Origin of the sequence: Bradyrhizobium sp. 1200_D9_N1_1 (assembly GCF_052075915.1) — a bacterium.
GTDB lineage: Bacteria > Pseudomonadota > Alphaproteobacteria > Rhizobiales > Xanthobacteraceae > Bradyrhizobium > Bradyrhizobium diazoefficiens.
Genome location: NZ_CP197226.1, coordinates 6,669,691 through 6,681,478 on the forward strand (window position 1 = coordinate 6,669,691; position 11,788 = coordinate 6,681,478).

Annotated in this window: 13 protein-coding genes; 11 read left to right on the forward strand and 2 right to left on the reverse strand. The window is 64.0% G+C overall.

Features of this window, described 5'->3' with window-relative positions; all coding sequences use genetic code 11:
* Positions 1 to 145 precede the first annotated feature (145 nt).
* Together AB5K84_RS32015 and AB5K84_RS32020 are read left to right on the forward strand one after the other, a co-directional pair.
* The gene (locus AB5K84_RS32015) at positions 146 to 1,555 is read left to right on the forward strand and encodes a UdgX family uracil-DNA binding protein (RefSeq protein WP_011085807.1); all 1,410 of its coding nucleotides are present in this window, start codon (positions 146 to 148) and stop codon (positions 1,553 to 1,555) included.
* Positions 1,556 to 1,653: 98 nt separating this feature from the next.
* Positions 1,654 to 3,282, forward strand: a complete 1,629-nt coding sequence (locus tag AB5K84_RS32020; RefSeq protein WP_011085806.1) for an inorganic phosphate transporter — start codon at positions 1,654 to 1,656, stop codon at positions 3,280 to 3,282.
* A gap of 172 nt (positions 3,283 to 3,454) precedes the next feature.
* Here AB5K84_RS32020 and AB5K84_RS32025 read toward each other — a convergent pair whose 3' ends face one another.
* Positions 3,455 to 4,627 carry a M20 aminoacylase family protein gene (locus tag AB5K84_RS32025; RefSeq protein WP_011085805.1) on the reverse strand — a complete coding sequence of 391 codons (1,173 nt, stop codon included), beginning with the start codon at positions 4,625 to 4,627 and terminating at the stop codon, positions 3,455 to 3,457.
* A 174-nt stretch (positions 4,628 to 4,801) separates the two neighbouring features.
* Here AB5K84_RS32025 and AB5K84_RS32030 point away from each other — a divergent pair, with 174 nt between their 5' ends.
* The 3 genes from AB5K84_RS32030 (at position 4,802) to AB5K84_RS32040 (ending at position 7,300) form a co-directional block, all read left to right on the forward strand.
* Positions 4,802 to 6,421 (forward strand): GMC family oxidoreductase, encoded by a 1,620-nt coding sequence (locus tag AB5K84_RS32030; protein WP_011085804.1) that lies wholly within the window; start codon positions 4,802 to 4,804, stop codon positions 6,419 to 6,421.
* A gap of 147 nt (positions 6,422 to 6,568) precedes the next feature.
* Complete coding sequence (locus AB5K84_RS32035) at positions 6,569 to 6,931, forward strand: hypothetical protein (protein ID WP_011085803.1); 363 nt, start codon at positions 6,569 to 6,571, stop codon at positions 6,929 to 6,931.
* 45 nt (positions 6,932 to 6,976) lie between these two features.
* On the forward strand, positions 6,977 to 7,300 hold the full coding sequence (locus AB5K84_RS32040; RefSeq protein WP_011085802.1) for a putative quinol monooxygenase: 324 nt from the start codon (positions 6,977 to 6,979) through the stop codon (positions 7,298 to 7,300).
* Positions 7,301 to 7,322: 22 nt separating this feature from the next.
* On the opposite strand, the gene AB5K84_RS32045 is transcribed toward AB5K84_RS32040, so the two are convergent.
* Positions 7,323 to 8,189 carry a helix-turn-helix transcriptional regulator gene (locus AB5K84_RS32045; protein WP_011085801.1) on the reverse strand — a complete coding sequence of 289 codons (867 nt, stop codon included), beginning with the start codon at positions 8,187 to 8,189 and terminating at the stop codon, positions 7,323 to 7,325.
* 179 nt (positions 8,190 to 8,368) lie between these two features.
* Between AB5K84_RS32045 and AB5K84_RS32050 the strand changes: the two genes are divergently transcribed.
* From AB5K84_RS32050 to AB5K84_RS32075, 6 genes are all read left to right on the forward strand, one after another.
* Positions 8,369 to 9,313: a metallophosphoesterase family protein gene (locus tag AB5K84_RS32050; RefSeq protein ID WP_011085800.1), complete on the forward strand. Its 945-nt coding sequence runs from the start codon at positions 8,369 to 8,371 to the stop codon at positions 9,311 to 9,313.
* 25 nt (positions 9,314 to 9,338) lie between these two features.
* Positions 9,339 to 9,674 (forward strand): cupredoxin domain-containing protein, encoded by a 336-nt coding sequence (locus AB5K84_RS32055; protein WP_011085799.1) that lies wholly within the window; start codon positions 9,339 to 9,341, stop codon positions 9,672 to 9,674.
* A 127-nt stretch (positions 9,675 to 9,801) separates the two neighbouring features.
* A complete protein-coding gene (locus AB5K84_RS32060) occupies positions 9,802 to 10,350 on the forward strand; it encodes a sigma-70 family RNA polymerase sigma factor (RefSeq protein WP_028172321.1) in 549 nt (182 codons plus the stop codon).
* Positions 10,347 to 11,114 (forward strand): anti-sigma factor family protein, encoded by a 768-nt coding sequence (locus AB5K84_RS32065; RefSeq protein WP_011085797.1) that lies wholly within the window; start codon positions 10,347 to 10,349, stop codon positions 11,112 to 11,114. The genes AB5K84_RS32060 and AB5K84_RS32065 overlap by 4 nt, the downstream gene beginning before the upstream one ends.
* A gap of 71 nt (positions 11,115 to 11,185) precedes the next feature.
* Entirely contained in the window at positions 11,186 to 11,467 is a 282-nt protein-coding gene (locus tag AB5K84_RS32070) for a type II toxin-antitoxin system RelE/ParE family toxin (protein ID WP_011085796.1), read from the forward strand.
* 11 nt (positions 11,468 to 11,478) lie between these two features.
* Positions 11,479 to 11,787 carry a HigA family addiction module antitoxin gene (locus AB5K84_RS32075; protein WP_011085795.1) on the forward strand — a complete coding sequence of 103 codons (309 nt, stop codon included), beginning with the start codon at positions 11,479 to 11,481 and terminating at the stop codon, positions 11,785 to 11,787.
* Position 11,788 lies beyond the last annotated feature (1 nt).

Genomic DNA, 11,788 nt, shown 5'->3' on the forward strand with positions numbered 1-11,788 from the left:
GATTGCCGGTGGCTCTCAAAAAGAGAACCAGCGGCTGGCTCATTTGTTCATGATATGTTCTAATATAAAGCTAACGGCGCCCCTGGAGTCAATCGAATTGGCGCGCCCATGGATTCATGAGCGGAATCAAGAGGATTCGAGTGCCATGTACCTCGTCACCCTGGACAGCGAGACCGATTTCGACGGCTGGCGTAAAGCCGCACGCGCATTCGCGCTGCATCACGTCGCCCCGGCGGACGTGGTGTGGCACGTGCAAGGCCAGACGAAAGACCAGATGCCGCCCGGCCTGTCCGAAACGCCGAGCCTTCCGCCGATCGAGACCGAGAGCACGTTCACCGTGCCGGCCAATTTCATCGAGCTTGCCCGCATCGCGATCCTGCATCGCGAGGGCGAGCGTTTTGCGCTGCTCTATCGCCTGCTCTGGCGGTTGAAGGCCGATCACGACCTGCTCGTAACGATGAGCGATCCCGACGTGGCGCAGGCAACCGCGATGGCTGGCAGCGTGCAGCGCGATGCACAGCGGATGCGCGATCTCGTCCGCTTCCGCGAGATCGGGCGCGAGCAGAAGGCGCATTACGCCGCCTGGTTCGAGCCGGAGCATCACATCGTCGCATTCGCCGCGCCGTTCTTTGCGCGTCGTTTTGCCGACATGCCCTGGTCGATCCTCACGCCTGACGTTTGTGCCCATTGGAACGGTCACGCGATCTCCTTCACGCCCGGAATCAGCCGGACGGAGTGGCCGGCACCAGGCCGCCTGGAGGAAACCTGGCGGCGCCATTTCCAGCCCGGCCGGCTGACGACGACCGACGCGCCGGTGAAGCGCCGGAGGAACCTCCAGGACGCATCGGTACTTGGATCGATACTTGGACCCCTGCTCGCCGATGCCGAACGCTGGACCGGCGGACGGATCTCCCCACGTCCGGAAGCCATCATGGGACACAAAGCCGCCGCCAACGATCTCGAAGCGCTCCGCGAGGAGGCCGCGCATTGCCGTGCCTGCCCGCTCTACAAGGACGCGACGCAAACCGTGTTCGGCGAAGGCCCGAAAGACGCCACCATCATGCTGGTCGGCGAGCAGCCCGGCGACAAGGAAGACCTCGCCGGCCATCCCTTCGTCGGACCGGCCGGGCAGATGCTCGACCGCGCGCTGGAGGAAGCCGGCGTCGACCGCAAGAAGGTCTATGTCACCAATGCGGTGAAGCACTTCAAATTCGTGCCGCGCGGAAAGATCCGCCTGCACCAGAAGCCGGCAACACCGGAAATCAAAGCGTGCCGGCCATGGTATGAGCGGGAAGTTGCGGCAATCCAGCCCGAGCTCATCGTCGCGATGGGCGCCACCGCCGCGCAAAGCGTATTCGGCAAGATCACCCCAATCGGCAAGACCCGCGGCCGGCTCATCGACCTTCCCGACGGCCGCAAGGCGCTGGTGACGGTGCACCCGTCCTATCTGCTGCGACTGCCCGACCCGGAAGCCAAAGTGCTGGAATATCAGCGCTTTGTCGAAGACCTGAAGATCGCCGCCAGCCTGCAGAGGAAATCCGCGCGCGCCGCCTAAATACGGGCGGGAAAACGCCTTTCAACCACCGCTTGTCATCCAGCCTTCAAATCCATCGCGGACAATACCCTTACCTGAAAGTTAAGGGGCGTCCAGACATGACCGATGTAGCATTCGACCGCGCGGTAGCCGATCCCGCGCCGATCCAGCCGGCCTCACGGCCCAATCTCGACAAGGGCTTCAATCCGCTGACGATGATCCTGTTCTTCGGCATCCTCGCCGCGGGTCTGCTGTTCGTCGCCTACAGCATCTATGCCGACGTCAACGCGACCGGCACGCGGGTCACGACCTTCCTGCCCTACATCCTCTTGTTCGTTGCGCTGCTGATCGCGCTCGGCTTCGAGTTCGTCAACGGCTTCCACGACACCGCCAATGCGGTGGCGACCGTGATCTACACCCATTCGCTCCCGGCTGAAGTCGCCGTGATGTGGTCGGGCTTCTTCAACTTCCTCGGCGTGCTGCTGTCCTCCGGCGCGGTCGCCTTCGGCATCGTCTCGCTGCTGCCGGTCGAGCTGATCCTCCAGGTCGGCTCCAGCGCCGGCTTCGCAATGGTGTTCGCTCTGCTGATCGCCGCGATCCTGTGGAATCTCGGCACCTGGTATTTCGGCCTGCCCGCCTCCTCCTCGCACACGCTGATCGGCTCCATCATCGGCGTCGGCATCGCCAACGCCGTGATGCGCGGCCGCGACGGCACCTCGGGCGTGGACTGGAGCAAGGCTACCGAGATCGGCTACGCGCTGCTGCTGTCGCCGCTGGTCGGCTTCGCCTGCGCCGCCGTGCTGCTGCTGGTGCTCAAGTTCATCGTGCGCAACCCGGCTCTGTACGCCGCGCCCGAAGGCAACAAGGCGCCGCCGCTCTGGATCCGCGGCCTCCTGATCCTGACCTGCACCGGCGTCAGCTTCGCGCACGGCTCGAACGACGGCCAGAAGGGCATGGGCCTGATCATGCTGATCCTGATCGGCACCGTTCCAACCGCTTACGCGCTCAACCGCGCTCTGCCGGAATCCCAGGTCGCCCAGTTCCAGAAGACCTCGGAGGCCGCCGCCAGGGTGATCTCGGCCAAGGGCGCCGGGCACAGCATCATCGGCGATCCCCGTCCGGCGGTGACGCAGTACATCGCACTGCATCAGATCAACGAGGGCACCTATCCCTCGCTCGCCGTGCTGGTGAAGGATGTCGGCGACCAGGTCGCCAAATACGGCACGCTGAACAAGGTGCCGGCGGAAGCCGTCGGCAACACCCGCAACGACATGTACCTGACCTCGGAAGCGATCCGCTTCCTGATGAAGGACAAGGAGAACGATCTCAACAAGGACGAGGTCGCGACCCTGAACGCCTACAAGGGCTCGCTCGACGCCGCCACGAAGTTCATCCCGAACTGGGTGAAGATCGCGGTCGCCATCGCGCTCGGCCTCGGCACCATGATCGGCTGGAAGCGCATCGTCGTCACGGTCGGTGAGAAGATCGGCAAGACCCATCTCACCTACGCACAGGGCGCCTCCGCCGAGCTCGTCGCCGCCGCCACGATCGGTGCCGCCGACGTGTTCGGCCTGCCGGTCTCGACCACCCACGTGCTGTCGTCCGGCGTCGCCGGCACCATGGCCGCGAACGGCTCGGGCCTGCAGATGGCGACCATCCGCAACCTGCTGATGGCCTGGGTGCTGACGCTGCCCTGCGCGATCATGCTGTCGGCCACGCTCTACGTGATCTTCTCGCGAATCTTCTGAAGACCTCTCCTCTCCCTCTCCCCGTTCTTACGGGGAGAGGGTTGGGGTGAGGGGCTGCCTCCGCGATCACGGTGAGAGACGGACTCGCGGAGAGTCCCCCTCACCCGGATTTTACGCTTCGCGAAAAATCCGACCTCGCCCCGCAAGCGGGGCGAGGTGAAGGACGCCGCGCCTACGACGCTGCGAGCGACTCCTCGACCAGCTTGACCCAGTAGGACGTGCCGAACACGATCGCCTCGTCGTTGAAATTATAGGCGGGGTGATGCAGGCCGGCGCTGTCGCCGTTGCCGCAGAAGATGAAGGCGCCGGGGCGCGCTTCCAGCATATAGGCAAAATCCTCACCGCCCATCAGCGGCGGCATCTCGTGCACATTGGCTTCGCCCGCGACCTGCCTTGCGATACGCCGCGCCACCTCGGTCTCCGCGGCGTGGTTGTTCACGACGGGATAGTTGCGCTTGTAGTGCAGGTCGATCTTCGCGCCGGTGATCTGCGCCACGCCCGCCACCACTTCGTGCACGCGCTTCTCGACCAGCTTGCGCACGTCCGGCGACAGCGTGCGGATGGTGCCCCTCAGCGTCGCGGTCTGCGGAATGACGTTGCGGGCGTTGCCGGCGTGGAATTCGCAGATCGAGATCACCGCCGATTCCAGCGGATCGACGCTGCGCGCCACGATCGACTGCAACGCGGTGATCACCTGCGCGCCGACCAGCACGGAATCGATGCATTTGTGCGGACGCGCGGCATGGCCGCCGAGGCCCTCGATCATGATATCGACCTCGTCGGTCGCCGCCATGATCGGGCCCGGCCGGATCGCGAACGAGCCGATCGGGATGCCCGGGCCGTTATGCATGCCGTAGACCTGCTCGATGCCGAAGCGCTCCATCAGCCCGTCCTTGACCATGGCCGCGCCGCCGGCACCGCCCTCCTCGGCCGGCTGGAAGATCACGACAGCATCGCCGGCAAAATTGCGGGTCTCGGCGAGGTAGCGGGCCGCCCCAAGCAGCATCGCGGTGTGGCCGTCATGGCCGCAGGCGTGCATCTTGCCCGGATTCTTCGAGGCGTAAGGCAGGTTGGTCTGCTCCTCGACCGGCAGCGCGTCCATGTCGGCGCGCAGGCCGATGGTCTTGAGCCCTTCGCCGGCTGGCTTGTTGCCCTTGATCACGCCGACCACGCCGGTCTGGCCGAGGCCGGTCACGACCTCATCGCAGCCGAATTCACGCAAACGGTCCGCGACGAATGCTGCGGTGCGGTGAACGTCATACAGCAATTCGGGATGCTGGTGGATGTCCCGGCGCCAGGCCTGAATATCGGGTTGAAGGTCGGCGACGCGGTTCACGATGGGCATGGATGGTCTCAAGCTTTGTTGGGAATACAGGACTGTCTACCATGCAAGCCGCAGTCCACCTAACCGCCGCGGATCGGGGGGAGCCCTGCCCTCTCGTCATGGCCGGACTTGTCCCGAACCGCTGCGTCTGCCTATTAGGACGGAACATCAAGTGACCATCCGGGTGGAAGCAGAATGCCAAGGCGGCTCGAAGGTGAGTTTGACTACATTGTCGTCGGGGCAGGCACGGCAGGATGCATTCTCGCCAACCGCCTATCGGCCGATCCGAAAAATCGCGTCCTCATTCTCGAAGCCGGCGGCGACGACAACTGGATCTGGTTCCACATTCCGGTCGGCTACCTCTTCGCGATCGGCAATCCGCGCTCGGACTGGATGTTCAAGACCGAGGCCGAGCCGGGCCTGAACGGCCGCGCGCTGGCCTATCCCCGCGGCAAGGTGATCGGCGGCTGCTCGGCGATCAACGCCATGATCTCGATGCGCGGACAGGCCGCCGATTACGACCATTGGCGCCAGCTCGGCATGACCGGCTGGGGCTATGACGACGTGCTGCCGCTGTTCAAGCGGATCGAGGATCACTTCCTGGGCGCGAGCGAGCATCACGGCGTCGGCGGGGGCTGGCGCATCGAGGCGCCGCGGCTGTCGTGGGAGGTTCTCGATGCCGTCGGCGATGCCGCAGAAGAAATGGGCATCAAGCGCATCCCGGATTTCAACACCGGCGACAACGAAGGCACCAGTTATTTCCACGTCAACCAGAAGCGCGGCCGGCGCTGGTCCTCGGCGCGCGGCTTCCTCAAGCCCGCGCTGAACCGCCCCAACCTGCGGCTCGAGAAGCACGTGCTGGTCGACCGTCTCATCATCGAGCAGGGCCGCGCCGTCGGCGTGCGTTTCGTCCAGAACGGCGAGATCATCGAAGCGCGCGCGAAGCGCGAGGTGATCCTGTCGGCCGGCGCGATCGGCTCGGTGCAGGTGCTGCATCGCTCCGGCATCGGGCCTGCCGACTGGCTGTCGCCGCTCGGCATCGACGTGATGATGGACAAGCCCGGTATCGGCCGCAATCTGCAGGACCATCTCCAGCAGCGCGCGATCTACAAGGTCGAGGGTGTGCGCACGCTGAACGAGACCTATTACAACCTGTTCCGCCGCGGCCTGATGGGGCTCGACTACGCCTTCCGCCGCCGCGGACCGCTGACGATGGCGCCGTCGCAACTCGGCATCTTCACGCGTTCCGATGCGACGCGCGCACGCGCCAACATCCAGTTCCACGTACAGCCGCTGTCGCTCGACAAGTTCGGCGATCCCCTGCACCGCTTCCCCGCCATCACCGTGAGCGCCTGCAACTTGCAGCCAACCTCGCGCGGCACCGTGCGGCTGCGCTCGGCGAGCCCGGACGAGAAGCCGATCATCGCGCCGAACTACCTGTCGACCGACGACGACCGCCAGGTCGGCGCCGACGCCATCCGCACCACCCGCCGCCTGATGCAGCAGAAGGCGCTGGCAAAATATCACCCGAGCGAATATCTGCCCGGCCCTTCCGTCGGCGACGACGATGCCTCGCTCGCCAAAGCCGCGGGCGATATCGGCACCACCATCTTCCATCCCGTCGGCACGGCGAAGATGGGCGCGGCGAACGATCCGATGGCGGTGGTCGACGAACGCCTCCGCTTCTACGGCCTCAGCGGCCTTCGCATCGTCGATGCCTCGATCATGCCGACGATCACGTCGGGCAATACCAACACGCCGACCGCAATGATCGCCGAGAAAGGTGCGACGATGATTTTGGAGGATGCGAAGTAAGTCGAACTTCCAGTCCTTAGGTCGGATGATTTCGTTTTTGACTTCCCACGTCATCGACCGCCCGTCGGCCTGCAGGTATGAGGGCCAGGCGCAGCGCGGACAGGCGTCTGCGCTCTCAGCGGGTGACGCAAGACGAGGAAGCAGAAAATGAATTTGAACGAGCTTGCCGATCGATATGTGGCTGTGTGGAACGAGCGGGACTCTGAAAAGCGGAAGCGACAAGTCGCGGAATTATGGATTCCGCAAGGTGAGCACTATGTCGAGTCGCGCAAGGTCGTTGGGCATGATGCGCTCGAGCTGCGCATCATTGAATCGCACAACGAATTCGTGCGCGATGCGGGAAATCGCTTTCGCGCAGTGCCCGGCGCTCGCCGGGAAGGCAACGTGGTGGCATTCTATTGGGAGATGTTGCCGGCCAACGCGGATACCGTGCTGGGCAAAGGCCTGGAATTCGTTGTCGTCTCGGATGCTGGAAAGATAGTCCAGGACTACCAGTTCTATCCGGCCTGACAGGCCCGCATCGCAATGTCCGACGACACGAAGGCGGAGTGATTCATGCCCGTTTCATATGCCATCGAGTTTCAAGTTGTCCCCGGCAAGCGGGAGGAATTTCTGGAGCGCCTCTGTGAAGTCCTGGACGCGATGAAGGTCGAGACGACATATTGTGAGGCGGTCCTGCACCAGGATCCGACGTCCGAAAACCACTTCATGCTCTACGAGACGTGGGACAACCACGATGATGTCGTCAACGTGCAACTGAACCGTCCCTACCGGCACGCGTGGCATGATGCTCTCCCGAGAATACTGGCGAGTGAGCGCAAAATCGGCGTGTGGGAACCAATTAGGGCGGATCCGAAGCGCTCCCCGAAGACCAGATGACCTCGTGGAGAATCGGGCGGCGCTATCTGCGCATGAGCACGTGCTCTCTGGCGCCTGCCCGTCCCCTCTCGACAGCGACCGGCGATGCCTGATCGACAAGCTCCGACTGCATCAGGTTTGCAAGCTCGATCGTACGGTTGTCTGCCGGAAACAGCATTTCGAGGGCGAGTTCGGCCAAGGTGATGTCAGTGGCGGTGCCGAAGACGGTCACGGTATTCAGAAAGGACATGGTGCCGAGGCGCGTCGTGATACGCAGCGGGGTGGCTAGCCGCTCGGACTGCTCGAAGCCCATGCTGGTGGTCGAGTCTGACGGGGCGGGATACGCTGCGACCTCTGCGAGCAGATTTTGCAGCCAGGGATCGGCCCCGGCCTCGATCTGCTGACGCAACACACTCAAGCAATAGGCGCGCCATGCCGCGAGGTTCAGGATTCGCGGTCCCATGCCTTCCGGATGCAGCATGAGACGCATCGCGTTGATGGGTGGCTCTAGGAGTGCTTCCGAACATCCTTCATAGAGCTGGGGAAGCGCGCCATTTGAAAGCACCACGTTCCAACGCCGATCCACTGCGAAGGCGGGAAAGGGCTTGTGTGCCTGGAGAATGCGATCCATCGCCGCCCTCGCTGCTTCGAGGCCGTCGATCGACGTCTCCTCGTACGCTGGCGCAAACCCCGCCGCGAGCAGCAATCTGTTGCGATCCCGAAGCGGAACATCGAGAAGGTCTGTCAGACGGTTGATGATGGCCCGGCTTGGTTGCGCTTTCCCGGTTTCGAGGCATGACAAATGCCGGGTTGAGCTATTGGCCGCGAGAGCCAGATCAGTCTGCGTGAGGCGTCGCCGCTCGCGCCAACGTCTCAAGAGGATCCCGAAAGGAAGCTGGTGCGCTGTCATGGGGCCAGCCTAGCTTTGGGCCCAGCCATAGAAAATGACCTCCGAGGTCAAGATTGCCATGCATTCCAAGTCGCGCCACCTTCCGACTTCACGAAATCGTCATCCCATCCAGGAATAAACCCCGCCCTCCCCCAATCACCTCCCCGAAGCCCAATTCCGGGCGAAGTGGAGACGTTGCGATGAGCGGACACGATCACGGGGATGACGGCGTCAACCGCCGCAAGGTGCTGGAATGCATGACCTGGGCCGGCACCGGGGTGCTCTGGACCATCACGGGCGGCGTGCCGCGCTCGCTCGGCATCATCGATTCCGCGCAAGCCGCGACCGCGGCCGCGCCCGGCATGACCTTCCTCCAGATCAGCGACAGCCATGTCGGCTTCGACAAGCCGGCCAATCCCAACGCGCTCGGCACGCTGGAGGAAGCCATCAACAAGATCAACGCGATGCCGGCCAAGCCGTCGTTCATGATCCACACCGGCGACATCACCCATCTGTCTAAGGCCGCCGAGTTCGACAATGCCGAACGCATCATCTCGCAGACCAAGCTCGACGTGCACTACGTCCCCGGCGAGCATGACTTCATCGACGAGGAGGTGAAGCTCTATCGCGAGCGCTACGGCCGCGGCACCAAGGGGCACGGCTGGTACTCCTTCGATGCCGGCGGCGTGCACTTCGTCGGCCTCGTCAACGTCGTCGACCTCAAGGCCGGCGGCCTCGGCAATCTCGGCGCCGAGCAGCTTGCCTGGCTGGAGGACGACCTGCGCGGCAAGTCGAAATCGACGCCGGTCGTGCTGTTCGCCCACATCCCGCTCTGGACCGTCTATCCGGAATGGGGCTGGGGCACCGAGGATGGCGGCCGCGCGCTCGAATACGTCAAGGGCTTCGGCTCGGTCACCGTGCTGAACGGCCACATCCACCAGGTGATGCAGAAGGTCGAAGGCAACGTCACCTTCCACACCGCGCGCTCGACCGCCTTCCCGCAGCCGGCGCCGGGGGCAGCTCCTTCGCCCGGACCGATGAAGGTCGAGGACGCAAGGCTGCGCTCGATGCTCGGCGTCGCCAGCATCAACTTCAAGCAGAACGAGCAGCGGCTCGCGATCATCGACACACCGCTCCAGGGCTGAATCCAAGGTTGAATGGAAGCTGACAATGAAGACACTCAATCGCCGCGACTTCGGCGTCGACCTCGGTCTCGCTCTGGCCGCGGCCGTCCTGCTGCCCGCAACAACCGCCCGGGCCGACGACATGGACGTGCACATCGACAATTTCGTTTTCCAGCCGGCCGAGCTCAAGATCAAGGTCGGCGCCACCGTGACCTGGACCAACCGGGACGACATCCCGCACACGATCGTCTCGGCCGGCAAGTTCAGGTCCAAGACCCTGGACACCGACGACAAGTTCTCCTTCACCTTCACCAATGCGGGCGACTACAAATATTTTTGTTCGTTGCACCCGCACATGACGGGGATGATCAAGGTTGAGTAACGTCTCCAACCAAGGCATCAACGTCTTGCCCGGCCGGTGGTCCCACGCCGGCCGGGCTCCTGTGCGTTCCGTCACACACAGGGACGGAACGAAGCCACAGGCAGAACAAGAGGCAAAGCGAGGAGCGATGCCCGCCACCGACGATCTGCAGAAGGCGCAGCGCTTCCGCGAAGCGGCGCTGCCCTATCTCGACGACGTCTACACGCTCGCGCGCTATCTGCTGCGCGACGCCTCCGATGCCGAGGACGCGGTGCAGGAGTGCTATCTGCGCGCGCTGAAGCACTTCGACAGCTATCGCGGGCCGGCGATGAAGCCCTGGCTGTTCGCGATCCTGCGCAACGTCTGCAACGCAGAATATGCGCGTCGCGCGCACAGGCCCAGCGCGATCGAGGATACGCCCGGCGCCGCCGAGCAGACGCCGATCTGGCAGGAGACCGGGGCAAGCCCGGAAACCGAAGTGCTGCGCAGCCGCGATGCCGGCGCCATCCGCAAGCTGATCGACACGCTCGCCGAGCCGTTCAAGGAAACCTTCGTGCTGCGCGAGATCAACAACCTGTCCTATCGTGAAATCGCCGAGGCCGTCGGCGCCCCCGTCGGCACCGTGATGTCCCGCCTCGCCCGCGCCCGCGCCATGCTGCGCGCGGCCTGGACGGCGGAAGAGGAGCATCCAAGATGACCTGCGACGAGGCAAGAATCCTGCTTCACGCGCTGATCGACAACGAGCTCGATGCCGGCCACGCGCGCGAAGTCGAAGCCCATATCGCCGGCTGCCCGGCCTGCGCCGCGGAGCTTGCGGCACAACGCGAGATGCAGCGCGTGCTCGCCGACACCGATTTGCGCTACACCGCACCGGCGAGCCTGCGCGCCCGCATCGAGGCCTCGATGCCTCAGCCGCAGCGCCTGCAACCGACCCGCCGCTCCGTGTTGCGCGGCTTTGCGATGGGCTCGGCGGTCTCCGCGCTCGCCGCCTCCGGCGTCGTCGCCGTGGTGCTGCGCCAGGACGACCAGCAGCGCATCCTGTCGGAGGTCGTCTCCGCCCATCTGCGCTCGCTACAGGCCGGCCATCTCACCGACGTGATCTCGACCGACCAGCACACCGTCAAACCCTGGTTCAACGGCAAGCTCGACGTCGCCCCGCCCGTGATCGACCTCACCGCGCAGGGTTTTACGCTGGTCGGCGGCCGGCTCGACTATATCGACGCCCGCGCCATCGGCGCCGTCGTCTACCGGCGCCGGCAGCACGTGATCAACCTGTTCGTGTCGCAGACCTCGAGCACCGAACACCGGCCGCCGAAGACCCAGACCATGCAGGGCTTCAACTGCCGCCGCTGGGGCGATCGCGGCCTGAATTTCTGGGCGGTCAGCGATCTCGGCGCCGACGAGCTCGCCGAGTTCGTCGACAAGTTCGGGGCGGCGATGAAGGTGAATGTGGAGGGGTAGCGGCTCGATGATGTATCATTCCGCGATACGCGGGTATTGCCAAATGTATCAGATAATGATACATTGATTGGGTGATCAGAACGTTTCGGGACAAAACGACTGAGGCAGTCTTCGACGGAGAAAGTCCCAAAGGCTTTCCAGCCGATCTCGTGAAGGTTGCACGCCGGAAACTGCGTTATCTGCACGCTGCCGGCGAGCTCGGCGATCTAAGGGCGCCGCCCGGCAACCGTCTGGAGGCCCTGAGCGGCAATCGCAAGGGACAGCACTCGATCAGGATCAATGATCAGTTCCGAGTGTGCTTCATCTGGACACCGCAAGGGCCCGTCGAGGTCGAGATTGTGGACTATCACTAGGGAACGCGACAATGGCCAAAAAACTCAAGCCCATGCACCCCGGTGAGGTTCTACGGGAGGAGTTTCTAGTCCCACTGAACATGTCCGCTGGCGCGCTCGCCAAGACGTGCGGCTTGCCGCGCACGCGCATCGAGCGGATCGCGAATGAGCAGACCGGAATCACCGCCGACACCGCGCTTCGACTGGCCAAGGCGCTCGGCACAACGGCCGAACTCTGGCTCAATCTTCAGAATGATTATGACATCCAGATCGCGAAGCGCGATCTCGGCAAGGCACTTGACCGCATCGAGACCGTGAACAGGCCGCAAGCGGCTGAATGAC